The following is a 19,326-nucleotide window of genomic DNA, read 5'->3' as shown; positions in this document are numbered from 1 at the left end:
CTCCAGTGGGTCGAAATCGGGTCGACTATCAGAAACAGGGCCCGACCGGCGGGCCGAGGGAGAACGAAATGGACACCACCACGACGGCGCTTGCTGATTCACTCGCAGCGCGGCTGGACATCGAGCCCGACGTCGCCACGATGCTGGCGCGCCATGGGTTCGACGCGGACCTGTTCGACCAACTCCGGTCGCGGATCGTCGAGGGTGGAGTCGACCTGTCTCGCAATGTCGTTCAAGGTGTTGTCGAACCACCAGATCCGTCCAGCCTGATCGGCTTTCCGCCCACGGGTAGCCCTGAACGGACTCGCCTGGCCCAGATCGGGGCCGCTGCGATCGACGCCGGTCTGGTCGCGGTGGTGCTGCTGGCCGGCGGCATGGCCACCAGGTTCGGTGGCGGGGTCAAGGCGTTGGCCGAGGTGCTGCCGGGAGTGCGCTTCGTCGACACCAAGATCAAGGATCTCGAGTTGGTGTCGCAGCGGGCGGCCTCGCCCATAGCGATGGTGTTGATGACCAGCTTCCAGAGCGACCCGGTGTTGTCGGAGGTGGCCAGGGAGTTCTCGACCGAAAGGGTCGCCATCGAGACCGCCCCTCAAAACATCGCCCTGCGTATCACCCACGACGGCCAACTGTTCCGCGGAGCCGACGGCAAGGTGTCGCCCTATTCGCCAGGGCATGGCGACCTGGGCGACGCCATCAGGCGGTCGGGCTTTCTCGAGCGTTTCCTGGCGGGCGGGGGCAAGTATCTGTTCGTGACCAACGTCGACAATGCCGCGGCCACCCTCGACCCCGCGATGATCGGGCTGCACATAGACAGCGGCAACGCGATGACCTGCGAGGTCGTCTCGGCCGAACAAGGCGCAACCGGCGGCGCTCCCTACGTCGTCGATGGCCACCTGCAGATCTTGGAGGCCTTCCGCGTCCCCGCAGCCCTGGCTCACGTCCAGATTCCCGCGGTCAACACCAACTCGCTGATAATCGACGCCGAGCGGCTCACCTCACCGCATCCGCTGACCTGGTTCGAGGTCGAAAAGAAGGTCGATGGCGAGACCGTCGTCCAGTTCGAGCGCCTGGTGGGCGAACTGTCGGCTTTCATGCCGACGACCATGGTGGTCGTAGAGCGCAACGGGGTCGATGGCCGGTTCCAGCCCGTGAAGGATCCGGCCGAGCTGGAGCGGCGCCGCCCCGACATCGCCAAGATCCTCGAGGGTCGAGGCATCCTCTGACTCGACTGCCCCGATGCCCACCACCGGCTGTAGGTTCAGCGGGATGATCCCTCTCGACGAAGCTCGCCAATTCGTGCTGTCGCTCATCGAGCGCTCGAACCCCGTAGTGGTGCCCGTCTCCGAGGCCCTCGGCATGGTTCTGGCCTCCGATGTGGTCAGTGAGGTGGCCATTCCGCCGTTCGACAACACGGCGATGGACGGATTCGCCTTGAGGTACTCCGACGTGGCGGACGCCCCCTGCGATCTCGAGATCGTGGGCACGGTGGCGGCCGGCGACAACCCGACCACCACCATCGGTCAAGGCCAGGCGATGCGAATCATGACCGGGGCGGTCATCCCTCCCGGTGCCGACGCTGTGGTGATGGTCGAGTTGACGTCGGTCGACGGGAACGTCGTTCATGTCACCGAGAGCGTGCCCGAGGGCAACCACGTGCGCCCTGTTGGCGACGATCTGAAGCCGGGCGAATTGGTCTTCTCAGCGGGTGAGCAGCTGAGCGCGGGCCACCTGGGCGTTCTGTGCTCGCTGGGTCTCGAATCGGTGCCCGTATACCCACGACCGCGGATAGGGGTTGTCAGCACCGGCGACGAGTTGGTCGCCGACGGTTCGCCTCTGCAGCCTGGTCAGATTCGCGATTCGAACCGTCGCACGATCTTGTCGCTGGTGCAGCGCTGTGGCGCAATCGGTGTCGACCTCGGTCTGGTGCACGACGACGAACAAGCCATCGAGGCCGTCATGCGTCGGGGCGTCGCCGAGTGCGATGCCGTCATGACCACGGGTGGTGTCAGCATGGGCGACTTCGACTATGTGAAGGCGGTGCTCAGCCGCATCGGCGACATGCGCTGGATGCAGGTGGCGATCAAGCCGGCCAAGCCGCTTGCGTTCGGCACCGTCGACGGGGTGCCGGTGTTCGGCTTCCCGGGCAACCCGGTCTCTTGCATGGTGTCATTTGAACTGTTCGGCCGTCCGGGCCTGCGAAAGATGATGGGCGTCGACGAGGCCGAAGTGATTCCGACTCCCGTGGTGGCCGTCGCCGCGGAGGCGCTCGACAGGCGCCCCGACGGCAAGACCCATTTCCTGCGCGTCCATGTGAGCTACGGCGCCGATGGCCGCCTGCAGGGCAGGTCGGCCGGAGGACAGGGCTCACACATGTTGTGGGCCATGGCCAAGGCCAACGCTTTGGCGGTTGTGCCAGATGGCGATGGCGTTCCCGCAGGCGGCCAGGTTCAGGTGCTGCTGCTCGACTGAACCTCGGCTCTGGCGGGTTCAGGCCGGTCGCTGGTTGGGGCTGGCGACCTTGGCGCTAGCGTTCAGTGCGTGGAACCCACCGATCTCGTCGATCCGCACGGCCGAACCGTCCGCGACCTGCGAATCTCGGTGACCGACCGCTGCAATTTCCGGTGCACCTACTGCATGCCCGCTGAGGGCATGCAATGGGTCCCCCGCTCTGAGATCTTGACGTTCGAGGAGATCGAACGCTTCGCCAGGGTTTGTGTCGAGCGCTTCGCGTTCGATTCGATTCGCATCACCGGCGGCGAGCCGCTGGTGCGAGCCCACCTGCCGCGGCTGGTTTCCAAGCTCGCTGCGCTGGGCGTCGACCTGTCGCTCACCACCAACGGTTCGACATTGCGGCAGCACGCCAAAGGGTTGTCCGACGCTGGTCTGAAGCGCATCAACATCTCGCTCGACTCACTCCAGCGAGATCGGTTCATCGAGCTGACCCGGCGTGACGAACTCGACCGTGTACTCGACGGCATCGATGCCGCCATCGAGGCCGGCCTAGCGCCCGTGAAGGTCAATGCCGTGGTCATGGCCGGCGTCAACGAGGACGAGGTCGTCGACTTCGCGACCTTTGGCCGCGAGAAGGGTGTCACTGTTCGCTTCATCGAGTTCATGCCCCTCGATGCCTCGGGTGCGTGGACACGAGACACCGTGGTGCCTGCCGAGGAGATCGTCGAGCGGATAAACGCGGTGTACCCGCTCGAGCCGATAAGGCGTGGGTCAGAGCCCGCCGAACGTTTCGCCTTTGCCGATGGGGCGGGCGAGATTGGGGTCATCGCTTCGGTCACCAGGCCGTTCTGCGGCGACTGCGATCGGGTGCGAATCACCGCCGAGGGCGCATTCCGTACGTGCCTGTTCGCGATCGACGAGTTCGACATGCGTCCGGTTCTGAGGTCGGGTGCCGACGACGACACCATCGCCGAGGAGATTCGCAAGGCGGTTGGCACCAAGTGGGCGGGCCACTCGATCGGCCAGGTTCACTTCATCAGGCCGTCCAAGTCGATGTCGCAGATCGGCGGCTGAGGTCTTGGTGCCTACAATCGCCCAATGGCCGAAGACAAGCAGCTGACCCACCTCGACCCGCTGGGGCGGGCTCGCATGGTCGACGTCACCCCCAAGGAGCCGTCGCACCGTAGGGCGGTTGCCAGGGGCCGGGTCTACATGGCCCCGGACACCACCGACCTCATCATCCGCGGGATGGTCAGCAAGGGCGACGTGTTGGCCGTGGCTCGGGTGGCCGGTATCCAGGCGGCCAAGCGGGCCTCAGACCTGATCCCGTTGTGCCACCCGCTGATGGTCGGAGGGGTGTTCATCAACTTCCACGTCGACGACACCTTCGTCGAGGTCGAGACCCACGTCGAGACCTTCGATCGCACCGGTGTCGAGATGGAGGCCATGACGGCGTGCACCGTGGCGGCTCTGACCATCTATGACATGTGCAAGAGCGTCGACAAGACGATGGTCATCGGGTCTGTGTCGCTGTGGGAGAAGACGGGCGGCAAGTCGGGTCCGTACAAGAGGCCCGAAACGATCGAGGAAACCCTCGACCGATATGATTCGTCGGCAGCAGAGCGCAGCCTTCCGTCGGGTGCAGGAACCGACCTCGACCACTTCGAGTGAGACCTTCGCCACAAATATGACAGAGCGTTGCGCATTCGTAGCTCATCCGTAATACTGGCGGCTTACCGACAGGGTTGAACAGATTGTCAACCCAACAACCCGAACCGAGTCACGGGTTCAGAGCCCGTATTCGGCAGGGTGAACAGACGGGCGGAAACGCGGAGTGTGCCTGTAAATGACAGCAGGACTCAACCAGATAATCCTCGGGGCGTTGGCCCTGATGTGGATCGCGGTGCTTGCGTGGGAGTTCATCGGCGATGTTCGTGACGGCAGGTCGCGTCGCGACCCGATGCGGTCGTTCCATCGCCAGCTAGATGTCCTGGGTTCGATGGCGCCGCGGAAGCTGGTTCACCCCGCTCACCGCATGTACTCGAACAAGACACCTTCTCGCCTGATCCCGGGCGCGATTCCGCAGTCGCGCAGCCATGCCGCCGAGCGCCGTCGCTTGGTGTTCACCGTCCTGGCCGTCGCCACGGCGATCTCGGCTATTGGTTGGCTGGTGTCGTCTGGTCTTGCCACCGGGGTTGCGTTGGCGGTTACGGGTGGCGCGCTGATCGCTTTCGCCTACATGGCCATCCGTCGCCGGCAGGTCGCAGCCGAGCAACAGCAGAAGGTCTCGTACCTGCCCAACTCGCGGTCGGTCGAAGTCACTCCCCTTCCCGCACGCCGCCGCGCGAACTGACGTCGTATCTGGCCGGGTGCACCGGCTACAATGGCGACGCCCTGATGGGGGTGTAGCTCAGCCTGGCAGAGCACCTCGTTCGCAACGAGGGGGCCGTCGGTTCAAATCCGATCACCTCCACCATCAAAGCCCCTGGTCACAGCCGTAGTCGCTGAGTCCGGGGGCTTCAGTGTTTCGGGGCTGTGGGGCACCTGTGGGGCAATCTGTCAGCCGAACCGCTCATCGAGCCTGTTCGCTAGGCGCTCGTCAGCCGTGGAGAGGTACTTCCCGTACACATCCATCGTCACCCGAGACGACGAATGCCCCACCCGCTGTTGGATCGCTCTCGGGTGCGCGTCGTCCTCGATCATGAACCCGACAGCAGTATGGCGCAGATGGTGGAACGTGAGCCCCTCCAGCCCCGCCCGCTCGACTGCTGGCCGGAACGCCCACCGCATGAACGTTCGCCGGATCAGGGGCCGACCATCGGGTCGTTCCACGAAGAACGCCTCACCTGGGAACCTCTCGGCGTGCTCAGCGAGCCTCGCCATGGTGCTCGGCCCGACACGAATGATTCTCGTGCCCGCCTCGGTCTTCGGTGGCCCCAGGAACAGCTTCCCGTCGACGTCGGTGAGGTTCTGCACCACGGAGACCACACCAGCGTCGAAGTCGACATCACAGGGCCGCAGGCCTGCTATCTCACCGAACCGAAGCCCCAGCCGACCAGCTAGATCGATCGTCGCTCGGTACTCAGGTTTGATCGCCGACGCCAGGCGCTCGAGTTCGTCAACCGTCAGAAACCGGATCTCCTTCACCCGCTGATCCTTCGGGAGCTCAACGCCACGAAGCGGAGACTTCCTGAGGAGCTCCTCCTCGATGGCCGCGTTCAGAACGGCCCGCAACACTCCCACGTAGGTGCGAATCGTCTTCGGGCTCAGCCCTTCCCGCTTCATCAGCCCAACCACCTTGCGAACGTCCTTTGCCGTGATCGCGGTGAGTCTCAGCGTTCCGAGGTGGGGGAGCCACCACTTCCGCAGAGCGCCGGCATCACGCTGCTTGGTTGTCTCGCGCTTCGATTCCTCCCGGCGCTCCTGATAGGTCTCAACCCACTCGGCGAACGTGGTGTCAGACTCAGGCGCCCAGATCCCTAGGTCGACCTCTCGCTGGGTCTTGGTGATCCACTCCTCGGCCCGCTTCTTCGTCTCGAACGACTTAGACACCTTCCGGCCATGAACCCGAACCACCGCCCGATACCGCTTGCTCCCTCTCGGCCGATTGAGCGTCTCGACCCAACTCACCGAACTCGCCGAATCCAGACACGCGCAGCGTTCTCATCACCGCCGAAGTACTCGTCCGCCAGGAGTGACGTCACAGCGTCGCCAAGAAATCGAGCCTCTGCCTCGACCTGAGCGATGTGGTAGAGCCAGTCATCGCTTCGAGGGTCGGGTCGGCCCTCTGGCCACGAGAACCGTTCTGGAACAAAGATCAGATCAGCTGAAGCGAGATTGATCAGCGCCCGGGTCGGGATCGTGTTCGCCTCCTGGACCGTCAGCTCGAGCCAGTCGGGACCGTCACCGTCGCCCATGTCAGCTGTTCCAACACATTGACGAGCTAACTCAAGCCTGCCAGCACCACCCTGAATGAGCTTCATCTCGACCTGGAGTCGGAGCCGACCGGGGTTCTTGGCCCTGGGATGCGCGCGCGAGAACCGAGCGACGACTCCATCGGGAGGGTGGGGAACCCAGCAGAAGACCGCCGCGCCGACCGATATTGGTTCGGGCGCCCGACCCGAGATTTGGTCGAGAGTCCACTCCGAGACATCGCTCGTTCGCCGGTTCCTCACCACAGGCCAACACTAGCAATGGTGATCGTTGACTCTTCGAAGTTCAGACAATAGTGTCTGAACAAATACAAACGAACAACGCCGAAAGGGGCGATCTGTGAGGGCAAGTGATCTGATACCGATCGAGGGGGCTGCCGAGTTCTGCGGTGTTTCGGTGAACACGATTCATTCGATGCGTATGCAGGGCGTCGGACCTCGGGCCTACCGGCTTGGCAAGCGGCTGATGTTCGATCCTGCGGACCTCGAGACCTGGATCGAGGCTCGCCGAGAGCCTTGGGGCGATGAGATCGCCGACCGGATCGGACAGGCGGGTGATGCGGCATGAGTGGGGATCTGATGGAGGTGGCTGAGCGGTCGTTTGCCCGGGCTGTGCGGTCTGGCGTGGATCCGAGGACTGCTGCCCGTACAGCGGCGGTCGATGCTCGAGCGGTTGGCCAAGAGCGTCTCGATGCTGAGCTGGCCCGTGTGGGGGAGCGTCTCGGCGCCGGGGCTGGTGTGGTCGAGTGATGGCCCAAGAAATGCAACGGTCCGCCCCCAGCAAGGAAACGGACCATCACAGAGCGGTGAACTCGCAAACGACTCTACAAGGGCCTGGGGACAGTCACCGACGTCGGTTAGCCCGGTGCGCGCACCGAAGAAGCGCCGGCGTGCTCAGAAGACTCTGCCGTTCAAGCACACGACCCGCGGTCGCATCGTGGTGTACCTGCAGGGCCGCTTCGAGCGCGGTGAGATCGCGTCAAAACGGCAGCAGTGCCAGCAGGGCTACAAGCTGAACCGTTTCGCTGAGATCGCCCCCGAGGACCCTTCGAAGATCAAGCGTTCTCACGCCGACAAGTTCCGGGCGGGGATGGTGAAAGAGGGTCTCGCGATCTCATCGCAGCGGACGTATCAGAGCGTCGTTCGGCAGTTCTGCGCTTGGCTTGTGAGAGAGGGCCACTTGGCGTCGAACCCGTTCGACGAGTTGAAGCTACCCAGAGCGCCACGCACCGTTCCTCGAGGTCTCACCAAAGCCCAGGTAGCCGCGATCCTCGCTCACTGTTCCTCGGTCCGAGACCGGGCGATCGTCCTGTTGATGGTGCAGGAAGGTCTGCGCTGTGTCGAGGTCTCCCGGCTCCTGGTCGGCCACATCGACATGGCCGAGCGAGCCGTGTTCATCGAGGCTGGCAAGGGCGACCATCAGCGGATCGTGCCCCTGACCACCGAGACCCGCCGAGCGATCAAGGAGTACCTGGCCGAGTCACCTGCGTCAGCGTCATCACACCTGATCCGAAGCACCGGTCAGGGACGCGAGCACCTCGGGATCGGACCACCACGCGTCAGCGCCCTGGTCGCCAAGATCATGCGCGAGGCGGGGTGAAACGCACCGCTTCGACGGGCGCTCAGCGCACGCTCTGCGACACACAGCCGCAACCGACGTGCTGCGCGCCGGTGCTCACGTCCGGGACGTTCAGGCGTTCCTCGGGCACTCCTCGCTGACGACCACACAGCGATACCTGCCCAACGTTGTCGGAGATCTTGCCAAGTTCGTGGATGGACGCCAGTACAGGGGCGCTCACGAAGAGCCTGGAGACGACGAGTGAACCCCAGAGATCACCGTCTGGCGCTGATTCACATGTCCGACGAGGCCTCCTCGATCACCAACTCGATCGAGGACTTCATCGAAGAAACCGAGTTCATGCTGTTTGGTGCTCAGTCGGTGTTCGGCCCCGGCGAGTACTCTCGGCTGATCGGTCGCCTCCGAGGCCACGTCCTCGACCTCGCAGAATCGCTCGACCAGCTCCGATCCCAGGTAACCGAGGTCGCTGAGTGACTCCAGGCGGCTACATGGGGCGCTGCTACGCGCTGGCCAAGGTGCTCGGTGTTCCTTCGCATCTGAGGGGTTTCTTGGCGCTCGCAGCGGGCTACGGCGACTGGGAGACCGGCGAGGGCATCCGACCGTCTCAGGAGACCCTGGCCGATGACGCTGGCATCTCGGTTCGGCAGGCACGCCGCAACCTCGACCAGCTCGTCGACCTCGGCGCGCTGGTGCTCGTCGCTCCGCTGCCCAGCATCGCCCCAACGGCTACCGCCTCGCGCTCGAGGCCCTCGACATCGCAGCCAGGGAGGACACCCACGTCCGGTCTGAACCTGCACCCAGGGAGGACACCCACGTCCGGTCTGAGAATCCAGACCGGACACCGGTGACCGCCAGACCGGACATGGGTGACCGCCAGACCGGACACCCATGTCCGCCTATCAATAAGACCAATAGTGATCAATCCCCCTACCCCCACGCGTGACACGACCCCAACGGCCAGCCGCTCGACGACGGGGAGGGGGACGAGAGTCATCAGCTGCAGATGGTGCTCGACGAGATCTCGGTGCTCGGCGAACCACCCGACGTTGGGATAGCTCGCGAGATCGTGGCCAAGGCGGTCGGATGGGGGTCGAACCGAACGAGCTGGCCCGTCAGCTGATCGAGGCCGCACCCGTGCCTGACGTGGTGCTCAACCCTGCAGGTCTGCTGCGGGCCCGGCTCGCAAAACTGGCCCCCGATACCCGCACCTCCAACGTTGGCCGTCCCTCCCCTCTTGTACGACATCAGCAGCTACTTGGCGGGCTGGGCCCAGCCGCGCTCGAGGTGGTGCTCGAGGTGATCGACGTTGACGCCGAAGGGGCTGCCCCCTTGTGCGCGACGAGGTATGGCTCGACTACCTCGACCAGCTGCCCAGCGGGCAACCACCAGACCTCGAGGTCGTGGCTTCCCTGGCCAGGGGGATCGTCGATCGATACCCCGACATGGCAGCGGCACCGCCACGCAACCCCCAGCACACAAGGACCAGGCCAGCGGCATGACCCCAGCACACGACGTGATCCTGAAAGGACCAACCACCATGACTGACCCCGACCCCGACTTGTTCGATAGGTCCTACGTGGACGAGCTACGCCGAGAAGCAGCCGAAGCGAGAACGGCCGCCCGTGACCTTCAAGCTCAGGTTGAGACGCTCACGACCGAGCTTGCCGAGTCTCGACACGGGCAGATGATTCGAGCGATCGAGGAAACCAACCAGAACCACAACGGGCCCGGTCTGCATGATGTCAGCGACCTGATCGGACGCACCGACGATCTCGACGTCTTCCGCGGCGACAATGGCGAACCCGACCCAGACAAGATACGTGCAGCAATAACCGAGCTCGCACTATCGGCGCCTCACCTGATGCGCCCCTGGGTTCCCGAAGCGGACCCGCCAGGCACACCAGGAGTAACCGGACCGCCAGCGACCGCTGAGAACAGCCCGGCAGTCACCTCGCTAGGTGCAGCCCTACGAGACGCCGCTGCGTCGATGGGATATCGGTCTTCAGCAGATCGGCACGCCAGCGCTCGCGAACACCTCTCGCCATACGGCAAACCGACCCCGGGCCGCTCCTCCGAACCGGCGACAACGGCGACAGGTCCGTCCGAGAACAGCTCCGGCCCAACCCGCGTTCAGCGTTCCAAGGAGACGACGAATGACCGATACATCTGACGCCGAAACCGCCGGCGACGACGGCATAGAGCCCGAGACGTTCCCTCGCGAGTATGTCGAGAAGCTCCGCCAAGAGATCACCCAACACCGTCACGCAGCCGATGAAGCCCGATCGGTGCTCGACACTCTCACCGACCAGCTCGCCCCGTACAGGGCCACTCGTGTCGACGAGCAGCTCAACGAGGTCAACGACTCTCTCCAACCCGGTGGACTATTGGTCGACGTGCTAGAGATCCGCTCCCGGGGCCTCCTCGAGGACTGTCTCGGCGCCGACGGCCAGGTCGACCGGGACCGCACCCGTGACGTGATCGGCCGTCTCGTGCAAGAGCGCCCCTACCTCAAAGCGAACCCGCACGTTCACGTGGAGCCGGCTATCCCGCCCACGTTCGGGCAGCTGCTCTCCCGCAGTGCTCAGCGATGACCCTGCGGGTGTGCGCCGAGCCAGGATGCCCCCAGCTCACAGACACGACCCGGTGTAGGGAACACACTCTGGAGCGTTTCCGGGCTGATCGGACTCGCACAAGCCGAGGCAGCGATACCCGAAACTATCGGCGCAACCGTCGCACGCTTCTGCGATACACCCTTCCAGGCGACCCATGCCCCTGGTGCGGCCAACCCCTCGGCGACGACAAACGCTTGTGGTCTGTCGACCACATCACCGAGCTGTGGCAAGGCGGAACCGACGACCTCGACAACCTCCAGGTCATGTGTTCCAAAGCCTGCAACACCGCCAAGAGCCACTCACTGCGGCACCAGCGTTGAAGGGGGTGGGGGTGACCCACTAGACCCGACCATCCTGGGTCTATTGGGGCTGCTCGGCGCCGTGTGTACGGAACCCCCAACGCGGGCCCCTGACCCTCTCCACAACTGAAAGGACGACCATGCCACCCCTCCCCAAGACCGACGCTGTGCGTCGAAACGCCCGCAAACCGAACCGGTTCGTGCTTCCCGCTGGTGGCCGTCCAGGCCCGCCACCCGAGCCCCCACCAGGACTGGTGCTCGACGAGCACGCCGCCGCGATCTGGGCTGACCTGTGGGGACAACCCCAGGCACGCGGCGTGGGAGATGCTCGGAACGCACCGCGCCGTGGCCCGCTACTGCCAGCTGTCAGCAGCGAACAACCGCGAACCGTCCCTACGCCGCAGGCGGCTGCGCCTACTTGAGAAAGACCTCGGCCTCTCGCCTGCAGGCCTCCGAGCCCTCGAGTGGTCGATCGACAACGAGCCAAGACAGTCCGAGCGTGACGATCCCGACGAGGTCACCCGCCGACGCGGAGACGGCGAGCCCGCCAGGCACGCGGAGTCAAAGCTGTAGATCCCACCATGGTCACACCTGCCGGCTAGAGTGGTCTGTAGACCGATAGGAGCCAGGCGCTCTCGAGGTCTATACCGCACGCCCTGGAGGCAACCGGGATCGCTGGCAGAGGCCACACCGGAGCAACACGACGAAACCAATTCCGTGACCCTCCAGGGAGTTCTAATGGCTACTGGCTACACCAGCGCCGCTATTGGCGGTGCTCTCACGACCGAACAGGTCAAATCCACCCTTCTCGAGCCGCTTCTGGCCAAGGCTGTGGTGCTCAACGCTGTCAACACGATGGCCCCAGGCAACGTGCTCTACTCCGACGGGGAGCGCCGCTGCGTATCCCCAAGATCGACGCTCTCGACCTCACCGACCCATGGCGGGCCGAGTCGACCGCGATCAACGAGGAAGACATCACCTACGAATCGGTCACCCTGTTGCCGACGTCGCTGAAGTCGCTCAAGGTGATCCACCGGCTGTCCAACGAGGTGATACGTCACTCTGTGGTGTCTGCGCTCGACTCGATCGGCCGCGCTCTCACCACCCGCGTAGGCCTCTACCTCGACAAGGCGATGATGATCGGTGATGGCGCATCGAACACCATCACCGGGTTCACGTCGATGGCTGACACCACCGGCATGGCTGGGGTAGGTGACATCGACGTGGACGCCCTCCACGACGCCGAGCTGGCCCTGTTGAACGCAAACGCCGACCCGGCCACCGCAGCATGGTTCATGGCCCCACGGGACCTGATCGCTCTGCGCAAGCTCAAAGCCGGCGGATCGGGCGAGTACCTCGTCCACGCCGACCCGACCGAATCGGGCCGATACGTGATGCTTGGCCACCCCGTCTACACGACAACCCAGCTCCCCACCGACCAAGGCGCAGGCTCTAACGAGTCGAGCATCGTGTTCGCTGACGTCGCCCAGGTCGTTGTCGGTGTCGACGACCAGGCATCAGTCGACATCCTCTCCGAACGCTACGCCGACACCGACGAGACCGGCCTGCGAGTGACCGCACGCTTCGATATCGGTGCCCTCAACCCCGAAGGCATCGTCGTCATGAGCGGGGTCACGGTGCCGTGATCGTTGATCCGTTCGCTGAACACCAGGACACGCTGCTCAGCGGTGCCCGAGCGATGGTTCTCGTCACACCAGACGACGACATCGACCTGGCAGTGCAGCCGCGAGCCCTGTACTTCGCAGACGCAGGCACGGTGGCCGTTCACATGCTCAACGAGAACGGCGTCTCGGCGCTCGTGGCCGTGCCCGTCAGATCGTTCCAGACGCTCGACATCAGACCGACCAGAGTGCTCGAGACCGGGACAGACGTCACGGTGTTCGCACTCTGGTGACACTCAATCTCCCGCTGCGCCCCTATTGATGGTCTGGGGGCGCAGAGGAGAGCAAGCCAAAGGTTGGGGTCATCGCCCCTCGACGACGCCGCGACGGCTACTTGAGGTGCCCAACCAGCGGCACGACGTGCAGCCCCGGGTCCCTATCCCCCGGGGCTGCACACGTTGCTGAAGACTCAGGCGGATTGAGACGTTCTGAACACGAGCACGATTCGACGTTTGCTGTCCGCGTTGCCCACTCGGTATCGAACCCCGTCTCGCTCGATGGAGTCGGTTCTTGGCGGCTCGTCTACCTCGGCCAAGACCGTTGCCGCACCCACCCCATCGACGCGCCCTAGAACCAGCTGCCACTTCGTATCATCGCTCATGCCTACCCAGTCGACCCGAAACCCGCGTGGCCAAAGCATCGCTACCGGTCCCATTGGTTCGATGTCTGGTGGGGCACCTGTGGGGCAAGGGGCGCCAAACCGAACACAATCGACCGTGAGCGACCGTTGCGCAGTGGTGCTCAACCCCATTGAAATAGGGGCGACTCAAGACGACCGAGCCGGGCAGTTGAGTCTTCTGCTTCGTTCGCAACGAGGGGGCCGTCGGTTCAAATCCGATCACCTCCACCATCACTCACCCCTGGCCTCAGCTCTGCGAGTTGGGTCAGGGGTGTCGTGGTTTCTCAAGCTGGTGTTGGTCCCACGTAGGCAGACTGGGGGCGGATGATGCGGTTTGCGGCCGCCTGCTCGCATGCATGGGCCAGCCAGCCGATCAGGCGACTGACCGCAAATGTGGGTGTGAACAGCTGGCGGGGCAGGCCGACGCCATCGAGCACCACCGAGGCGTAGTACTCGACGTTGGTGCGCAGGTCGCGTCCTGGGCGGTGCCGATCGAGGGCTTCCAGGATCATGGGCTCCATCCCCAGGGCGAGGTCTGCGTAGCGACCGCCCATCTCGGCTGCCGTGCGCCGCAGCAGGGCCGCCCGCGGGTCGTCGGCTCGATAGATGCGATGCCCGAATCCCATGATCACCTCGCCGCTGGCGAGAGCCCGCTCGATCCATCGTGGGGCATCCGACAGGTCGCTGATCTGATCGAACATGTCGAGTACGCGGCTGGGCGCTCCGCCGTGCAGCGGCCCGGCCAGGGCACCCAGAGCGCCGACGGCTGCCGAGCACAGGTCGCCGCCGGTCGAGGTGATGACCCGGGCGGTGAACGTCGAGGCGTTGAACCCGTGGTCGATCGTGAGGATCAGGTAGCGCTCGAGGGCTGCGACGGCATCGGCCGAAGGAGTTCGACCGGTGACCATCCTCAGGTAGTCGGCCGCCAATCCCAGCGATGGATCCGGGTTCAGCACCTCGAGCCCCTGGCTGGCGCGCCACAGTGCGGCAACGATCGTGGGGAATGCAGCGGCAAGCTGCACTGAGCGCTCCGGTGTGGGCACCAGGTCGTCGAGCCAGCTCGTCACGCCGAGCTGATCGCCCAGCATCGACAGCGCAGCCCTGGCACCGTTCATCGGCTGCATCGACGCACCGGCGAGAACGTCGATCAGGCCCAACACCGAGTCGGGAACCTGTCTGTGCTGTGATGCGCGGGTCCTGAACGCGGCCGCCTGGGCCGCAGTGGGGATCTGTCGTTCGACGAACAAGTGCCACACCTCCTCGAACGTGCGGGTTTCGGCTAGCACCGCGGCGTTGTGCGGCCCGTAGTGGAAGAAGCCCTCAGATCCCCTCACGCCACCAATGCTGGTGTCGGCCACGACCACCCCGTCGAGCCCGCTGTTGACCCTGGTGAACGCACTCGACTCGTCGTTGCTGTTCAGCGGTGATCTTGCCTTCTCTGTTACCTGTTTCATGGGTTCGATATTGACCCCGTCATAAACATTGATCAAGATTGATCAATGTTCAATGCAGAGGAGGCTTGGTGCCCAAACAGCCGTTGATCTCCAGTCGAGAGGCCGCCGAGCGCCTGGGTATAAAGGTCGAGACTCTGTACGCCTACGTGAGCAGGGGCCTGATCAAGGCGCACCACGTGCAGGGTCTGCGAGGCAGCCGGTTCCACCCCGGTGACGTGGACACCCTGGCCCAGCGCGGACGTCGGGCGACCAAACGTTCGCCGCTGGCCGTCGAGTCGGCCATCACCCGCATCGCTGACGGATCGTTCGCATACCGCGGCCACGACCCGTTGACGCTGTTGGGGCAATTCCGGTTCGAGAACGTCGCCGCACTGTTGTGGGATGTCGAAGATTGGCAGCAGGCCGATTCGTGGACGCCACGGTCGGCAGCTGCCCGCAGCGCTGCCGATGCGCTGGCCCTGCTTCCGGCCGCGGCCTCGCCTTTGCAGAGCATCACGGTGGCTTCGGCCGTGGTGGCAGCCCACGACGAACTGCGCGCCGACCTGTCACCGGCTTCGGTGCGCACGACGGCTTCACGAATGATCGCCAGCATCGTCACAGCGTTGGGCGTCGCGAGCGGGGCGACAGCCGTTGACATGACGATGGCAGCGCGGCTTGCTGCCGCTACCGGCGCGGAGTCGACAAAGGCGGCGCTCGCGGCACTGGATGCGGCGCTCATCCTGCTGGCCGACCACGAGTTGGCGGCCTCGACCATGGCGGCGCGCACTGCGGCGGCGTTTCGGGCCGACCCCCACGCTGTCGTTGCCGCGGGACTTGGGGCACTGGCCGGTGCCTGGCACGGAGGTGCCAGCGGCGCCGCCGAAAAACTGCTGCGCGAGGTGTTGTCAGGTGTCAGTGTCGAGCGCGCTGTCGCTGATCGGGTGTCTGGTGGTGGCCGGGTACCTGGGCTGGGACAGTTCCTGTATCCCCTGGGCGACCCCAGGGCTCCTGCGCTGTTCGCTGCCGCCAGGCGTGCCGCTCCGGGCAGCGCCGTTCATGGCGTCATCGACGAGCTGCTGATCGTTTGTGACGAGCGCGGGTACCCGCCTCCCAACGTCGACTTGGGTCTCGCCGCGCTGTCCGTCGGGCTCGACCTGGTTCAGGGGTCTGGCGAGGCGATCTTTGCCGTCGCCCGCATGGCGGGCTGGGTGGCCCATGCCATGGAGGAATACGCGAGCCCCAGCGACCTTCGGCCGCGAGCCGTGTATGTGGGCAGGCGATAGTCGAACGGGCGTGCCCACAGCGCTCCCGTCGGCAGCGAAGGTCTGACGCGATCCGGTCGACCTACAGGACAAGAAGTACCTGAGAGGTGGGACGGATGATCTTCGAAGATTTCAGCGAGGCGCCGCGCCAGATCGACTACGGCGCCGAAGGCAGCGTGCCCGAGGATGCACCCGAAATGGCGTTCGGTCCGGCAGGGCTCGAGGCGTGGCGTCGTATCCGCACCAGAACGATGGTGTTGCTTGCGAGCCTCGGGGTGGCGACCGCGTTGGCCATGCTGCTGGTGTTTGCCATAGCGCGTCAGCGAGCCGCTCTGGCGCAGGTGATCGACAACCCCACGGCTGACGCGACGCGGATACTGGTTGGCACCGACGATCTGGTCACCGCCGCCACGGTCGCGTCGTTCATCTCGGGTTTCGTGACCCTGGTTGCGCTGAGCCTTTGGTTGCACCGGGCCCTGCGGCTCCGCACCGAGCAGGGTGCGTGGGTGCACCCCCCGGCGTTCGGGGGTTGGGCGCCGATGGTGCCGGTCGGCAACGTATTCATGCCGATCATGGCGATGAGAGACATCGCCAATGGCCGAAGGGCCAGGGCTGTGTCGACCAGGCACGACCCTCTGTCGATGGCTTGGTGGCTGCTCGTGATTCTGGGCACGGTGTTGGTGCGGATGAACGACGCCGGTAGCACCGCGTCAGAGACCCTCGGCGCCCTCGGTCTGGCTATTGCAGGTTGGAGCGTGCTCGTAGTCGCGGGCTTCGTCGGAATGGCCGCGGTCTTGCACCTGACTCACCATGTGAGCTTGGGGCAGCGCGTGGATGTGCAGTCGGGAGGCGACCCCCACGCGGCCGGCATCGTCGAATTCGACAAGCCCGTTCCGGCGCGAGTGCTCGGCTCGAGGGCCACCGTTGTTGGTGCGTTGGGAGTGCTGTTGTCGGCAGTTGCTGTGGCCTTGATCGCCGGAATGTCGGTGCCCGAGGCTCAGGCATCTCTGGTGGTTGCCGGAGCAAGCCCCAACGGCGTGCGCGACGTCGTCTTGACCACCGAGCTGCAGGCACCGATGTGTATTGCTCTCGACGCCGAGTTGGGTGCCGAGATCCTCGCCCTGCCCACGGTTCCGTGTACGGAGCTCCACTCGACGCAGGTCTATGCAAATGTCGCCTTCAGCGAAGGCGCCGGAGCCCCGTACCCGTCGATCGAGCAAATCGATCTGCGATCGACCCAGATGTGCGCCGATGCCTTCTACGACGAGTTCCGGCAGCGGTTCGACGAGGTTGCCTACTACCCCCTGGTCCTATTCCCGCTCGAGCAGTCGTGGCGGATGGGCGACCGCTGGGTGGTGTGCATGGCCGAGTCGATCGACCCGACAGACAGCCTCCTTGGGGCCGGTCCCGACCTGAGGGTCAGCTCGCAGCGAAGCATCGTCAACCGGTTCGGTCTTGCTGTTGGCGAGTGTGCTGACCCGAGCACGTCAGTGGCCTGGTTCGTGCTGGTGCCCTGCGACCAGCCTCACACGCTCGAGATGATCCATCTCGACGGGACGGGGCCGCAGCCGGCGTTGCCAGTGCACCCGGGCGATGAGCAGATCTCGGAGGACGCCCTTGACCTGTGCACTGGCGAGATCTTCGAGGACTACGTGGGCGTCGAGTGGGTCGACTCGCAGTTTGACGTGGTTGCCCTCTTCACCGAGGAGGTATTGGCCGAGGCGCTCGGGCATATCCATGTTGGTTGTGTGCTGCGGGCTTTCGAGCCCGTCACCGGTTCGCTAAGAGGCTCGGGACGGTGAACAGGTGAAGGCCGTCGCACTGTTCGCTGGCTTGGCAGCTGTAGCCCTGGTTTCGGTGGCGATGATGTCGGCCACCGGTGGAGCACCATCGACACCCGGGCTCGCCGTCACGGTCGACGAGGCGCTCGAACACGTCGAGTCGGTGCGTGGGGTCGAACTGGCCACTGGCGTTCCCGTGCACGTATTGTCCGATGTCGAGTTCGAGATCAGATCGAACGGCGAACCCGCCTACGGTCAGGGTGCCGACCTGAGGCTCGCTGTCGAGAGGGCACTCGGATCCGAAGTGGTGGACGATCCAGAGCTGTTGGCCGACGACGTGAGTTCCTCGGTGTTGGGGTTCTACGATCCCGGACTGCGCGGCATCGTCGTTCGAGATGTGCCCGTCACCGATGAATTGGCCCGAACCGTCGTCCACGAGTTGGTGCACGCGGTTCAGGACCAGATTCACGGGCTCGGTGATGTCGCCGATCCGAGCTCCGACGCGTGGCTGGCCCACCGCAGCTTGGTCGAGGGGGAGGCCGTTCTGGTCGCCGATCTCTGGTCAGACCAGAGATCCGCTGCCGGTACGACTGGCGAGGAGACGACGGCAGCTGTTCTGCCGCTGGGGTTCTTGGCAGACTTCTACACCCCCTACTTGGTGGGTCCGTCGTACGTCGACTTCGCCACGGAAGGCGATCTGAGCCGTGTTCACGAGTTGTTTGAGGAGGCCCCCGCTTCGATGGTCGAGCTGTTGTGGCCCCACCTGGTGGCCGGGCGGCCGGTGGAATGGCCGGACGAGCCGACGGGCGTAGGTGTGGTCGAGTCGCGCGATCGAAGGGGGCCGTGGCACTTGGCCCTTGTAACGGCGGCGCGGCTCGACTTGGGGTCGGGCTGGCGGGCGGGGCTCGCCTGGGCAGATGACGACTTCGTGGTGCACACCACAGCCGACGGGATGGTCTGTGTGGCTTGGACCATCGCCGCGAGACCGGGTCATGAAGCTGAGATGCACTTGCTGGTAGAGCGGCTGGCACGGTCTCTGCCCGCTGGCACCGCCGACGGTTCCCGGCTCGACGCGTGCGACTCGGGCGCCGAGATGGACCTGACCACCCCGAACGAGGCGTTGGACCTCTTGTTGGCTCTGAGCGCCTCGGTGCGCCTCAACCACCTATTGGGAGGAGACCGGGCGTCGGCGTGCTCGGTTGGGGGGCTGCTCGCATCGGGTGTCGGCTTGCGTGAGCTGTTCGAGACCGTCGAGCGGGTCTCGGCGGGGGACCTGCCCGACTGGTCAGGCAAAACATCGTGCAGCTAGCCGTTTTGCCCGCTCAGGGGCGGCCGACAAGAGCAGTGGGGAGGTGTCGCATGGATACAACGACACTGCAGCAGTGGCTGGGGGAAAGGCCCGTGGCGACCGGTCTTGTGGTCACGGCGATACTGGTCGCTGTGATCGGCGCCGTTTCCCAGGCCTTTGACGGCCCGGTCGGAGTTATTGTCGCAGCGGCCGTAGCCGTCGGATTCAGACGGCTGGTGCAGAACCTCGCCGACACGCGCTCGGCCTACTAGCGAACGACGGGCGACATCGGTCTCGCGCCGATGTCCCAGCGACACAGACATCGGTCTCGCGCCGATGTCCCAGCGACACAGACATCGGTCTCGCGCCGATGTCCCACCGACTAGGT

General features: G+C 64.9%; 21 protein-coding genes and 1 tRNA gene. 19 read left to right on the top strand and 3 right to left on the bottom strand.

The window, feature by feature from the left end; translation table 11 throughout:
- Window positions 1–68: 68 nt before the first annotated feature.
- The 6 genes from R2770_09260 (at window position 69) to R2770_09235 (ending at window position 4,927) form a co-directional block, all read left to right on the top strand.
- Complete coding sequence (locus tag R2770_09260) at window positions 69–1,223, top strand: UTP--glucose-1-phosphate uridylyltransferase (protein MEZ5280651.1); 1,155 nt, start codon at window positions 69–71, stop codon at window positions 1,221–1,223.
- Between the two features lie 43 nt (window positions 1,224–1,266).
- Complete coding sequence (locus R2770_09255; GenBank protein ID MEZ5280650.1) at window positions 1,267–2,469, top strand: molybdopterin molybdotransferase MoeA; 1,203 nt, start codon at window positions 1,267–1,269, stop codon at window positions 2,467–2,469.
- 69 nt (window positions 2,470–2,538) lie between these two features.
- A complete protein-coding gene (gene moaA, locus R2770_09250; protein MEZ5280649.1) occupies window positions 2,539–3,525 on the top strand; it encodes a GTP 3',8-cyclase MoaA in 987 nt (328 codons plus the stop codon).
- Between the two features lie 24 nt (window positions 3,526–3,549).
- The gene (moaC, locus tag R2770_09245) at window positions 3,550–4,122 is read left to right on the top strand and encodes a cyclic pyranopterin monophosphate synthase MoaC (GenBank protein ID MEZ5280648.1); all 573 of its coding nucleotides are present in this window, start codon (window positions 3,550–3,552) and stop codon (window positions 4,120–4,122) included.
- A gap of 175 nt (window positions 4,123–4,297) precedes the next feature.
- Window positions 4,298–4,804: a hypothetical protein gene (locus tag R2770_09240; protein MEZ5280647.1), complete on the top strand. Its 507-nt coding sequence runs from the start codon at window positions 4,298–4,300 to the stop codon at window positions 4,802–4,804.
- Between the two features lie 46 nt (window positions 4,805–4,850).
- A tRNA-Ala gene (locus R2770_09235) sits at window positions 4,851–4,927 on the top strand.
- Between the two features lie 83 nt (window positions 4,928–5,010).
- Here the strand turns inward: R2770_09235 and R2770_09230 are convergent.
- Together R2770_09230 and R2770_09225 are read right to left on the bottom strand one after the other, a co-directional pair.
- Window positions 5,011–6,003 carry a tyrosine-type recombinase/integrase gene (locus R2770_09230; protein MEZ5280646.1) on the bottom strand — a complete coding sequence of 331 codons (993 nt, stop codon included), beginning with the start codon at window positions 6,001–6,003 and terminating at the stop codon, window positions 5,011–5,013.
- Between the two features lie 74 nt (window positions 6,004–6,077).
- Window positions 6,078–6,368, bottom strand: a complete 291-nt coding sequence (locus tag R2770_09225) for a hypothetical protein (protein ID MEZ5280645.1) — start codon at window positions 6,366–6,368, stop codon at window positions 6,078–6,080.
- Between the two features lie 355 nt (window positions 6,369–6,723).
- Here R2770_09225 and R2770_09220 point away from each other — a divergent pair, with 355 nt between their 5' ends.
- The 9 genes from R2770_09220 to R2770_09180 all read left to right on the top strand — a co-directional run bounded on the left by R2770_09220 (window position 6,724) and on the right by R2770_09180 (window position 12,788).
- On the top strand, window positions 6,724–6,951 hold the full coding sequence (locus R2770_09220) for a helix-turn-helix domain-containing protein (GenBank protein MEZ5280644.1): 228 nt from the start codon (window positions 6,724–6,726) through the stop codon (window positions 6,949–6,951).
- A 297-nt stretch (window positions 6,952–7,248) separates the two neighbouring features.
- Window positions 7,249–7,983: a tyrosine-type recombinase/integrase gene (locus tag R2770_09215; GenBank protein MEZ5280643.1), complete on the top strand. Its 735-nt coding sequence runs from the start codon at window positions 7,249–7,251 to the stop codon at window positions 7,981–7,983.
- A 219-nt stretch (window positions 7,984–8,202) separates the two neighbouring features.
- The gene (locus R2770_09210) at window positions 8,203–8,436 is read left to right on the top strand and encodes a hypothetical protein (protein ID MEZ5280642.1); all 234 of its coding nucleotides are present in this window, start codon (window positions 8,203–8,205) and stop codon (window positions 8,434–8,436) included.
- Complete coding sequence (locus R2770_09205) at window positions 8,433–8,810, top strand: hypothetical protein (protein MEZ5280641.1); 378 nt, start codon at window positions 8,433–8,435, stop codon at window positions 8,808–8,810. Before R2770_09210 ends, R2770_09205 begins: the two co-directional genes overlap by 4 nt.
- Before the next feature lie 483 nt (window positions 8,811–9,293).
- On the top strand, window positions 9,294–9,461 hold the full coding sequence (locus tag R2770_09200) for a hypothetical protein (protein MEZ5280640.1): 168 nt from the start codon (window positions 9,294–9,296) through the stop codon (window positions 9,459–9,461).
- A 38-nt stretch (window positions 9,462–9,499) separates the two neighbouring features.
- Complete coding sequence (locus R2770_09195) at window positions 9,500–10,132, top strand: hypothetical protein (protein ID MEZ5280639.1); 633 nt, start codon at window positions 9,500–9,502, stop codon at window positions 10,130–10,132.
- A complete protein-coding gene (locus R2770_09190; GenBank protein MEZ5280638.1) occupies window positions 10,116–10,553 on the top strand; it encodes a hypothetical protein in 438 nt (145 codons plus the stop codon). The genes R2770_09195 and R2770_09190 overlap by 17 nt, the downstream gene beginning before the upstream one ends.
- Window positions 10,554–11,517: 964 nt before the next feature.
- Entirely contained in the window at window positions 11,518–12,519 is a 1,002-nt protein-coding gene (locus R2770_09185; GenBank protein ID MEZ5280637.1) for a phage major capsid protein, read from the top strand.
- The gene (locus R2770_09180; protein ID MEZ5280636.1) at window positions 12,516–12,788 is read left to right on the top strand and encodes a hypothetical protein; all 273 of its coding nucleotides are present in this window, start codon (window positions 12,516–12,518) and stop codon (window positions 12,786–12,788) included. Before R2770_09185 ends, R2770_09180 begins: the two co-directional genes overlap by 4 nt.
- 670 nt (window positions 12,789–13,458) lie before the next feature.
- On the opposite strand, the gene R2770_09175 is transcribed toward R2770_09180, so the two are convergent.
- The gene (locus R2770_09175; GenBank protein ID MEZ5280635.1) at window positions 13,459–14,628 is read right to left on the bottom strand and encodes a citrate/2-methylcitrate synthase; all 1,170 of its coding nucleotides are present in this window, start codon (window positions 14,626–14,628) and stop codon (window positions 13,459–13,461) included.
- 68 nt (window positions 14,629–14,696) lie between these two features.
- Between R2770_09175 and R2770_09170 the strand changes: the two genes are divergently transcribed.
- The 4 genes from R2770_09170 to R2770_09155 all read left to right on the top strand — a co-directional run bounded on the left by R2770_09170 (window position 14,697) and on the right by R2770_09155 (window position 19,210).
- The gene (locus R2770_09170) at window positions 14,697–15,890 is read left to right on the top strand and encodes a citrate synthase (protein MEZ5280634.1); all 1,194 of its coding nucleotides are present in this window, start codon (window positions 14,697–14,699) and stop codon (window positions 15,888–15,890) included.
- 95 nt (window positions 15,891–15,985) lie between these two features.
- Window positions 15,986–17,671, top strand: coding sequence for a septum formation family protein (locus tag R2770_09165; GenBank protein MEZ5280633.1), 1,686 nt, complete (start codon window positions 15,986–15,988; stop codon window positions 17,669–17,671).
- A 4-nt stretch (window positions 17,672–17,675) separates the two neighbouring features.
- The gene (locus R2770_09160; GenBank protein ID MEZ5280632.1) at window positions 17,676–18,959 is read left to right on the top strand and encodes a hypothetical protein; all 1,284 of its coding nucleotides are present in this window, start codon (window positions 17,676–17,678) and stop codon (window positions 18,957–18,959) included.
- Window positions 18,960–19,009: 50 nt separating this feature from the next.
- The gene (locus R2770_09155) at window positions 19,010–19,210 is read left to right on the top strand and encodes a hypothetical protein (GenBank protein MEZ5280631.1); all 201 of its coding nucleotides are present in this window, start codon (window positions 19,010–19,012) and stop codon (window positions 19,208–19,210) included.
- The last annotated feature ends 116 nt before the right edge of the window (window positions 19,211–19,326 follow it).

The organism is Acidimicrobiales bacterium (assembly GCA_041394185.1).
In the GTDB taxonomy this organism is placed as follows: Bacteria; Actinomycetota; Acidimicrobiia; order Acidimicrobiales; family Poriferisodalaceae; genus JAAETH01.
This window is presented reverse-complemented; position numbering and strand designations above follow the sequence as displayed.

What these genes read in the sequence shown, in the direction of transcription:
- R2770_09260 (MEZ5280651.1), top strand. Translation starts at nt 69, where the DNA reads ATGGACACCACCACGACGGCGCTTGCTGATTCACTCGCAGCGCGGCTG.
- R2770_09255 (MEZ5280650.1), top strand. Translation starts at nt 1,267, where the DNA reads ATGATCCCTCTCGACGAAGCTCGCCAATTCGTGCTGTCGCTCATCGAG.
- moaC (MEZ5280648.1), top strand. Translation starts at nt 3,550, where the DNA reads ATGGCCGAAGACAAGCAGCTGACCCACCTCGACCCGCTGGGGCGGGCT.
- R2770_09240 (MEZ5280647.1), top strand. Translation starts at nt 4,298, where the DNA reads ATGACAGCAGGACTCAACCAGATAATCCTCGGGGCGTTGGCCCTGATG.
- R2770_09225 (MEZ5280645.1), bottom strand. Translation starts at nt 6,368, where the DNA reads ATGGGCGACGGTGACGGTCCCGACTGGCTCGAGCTGACGGTCCAGGAG.
- R2770_09195 (MEZ5280639.1), top strand. Translation starts at nt 9,500, where the DNA reads ATGACTGACCCCGACCCCGACTTGTTCGATAGGTCCTACGTGGACGAG.
- R2770_09190 (MEZ5280638.1), top strand. Translation starts at nt 10,116, where the DNA reads ATGACCGATACATCTGACGCCGAAACCGCCGGCGACGACGGCATAGAG.
- R2770_09175 (MEZ5280635.1), bottom strand. Translation starts at nt 14,628, where the DNA reads ATGAAACAGGTAACAGAGAAGGCAAGATCACCGCTGAACAGCAACGAC.
- R2770_09165 (MEZ5280633.1), top strand. Translation starts at nt 15,986, where the DNA reads ATGATCTTCGAAGATTTCAGCGAGGCGCCGCGCCAGATCGACTACGGC.
- R2770_09155 (MEZ5280631.1), top strand. Translation starts at nt 19,010, where the DNA reads ATGGATACAACGACACTGCAGCAGTGGCTGGGGGAAAGGCCCGTGGCG.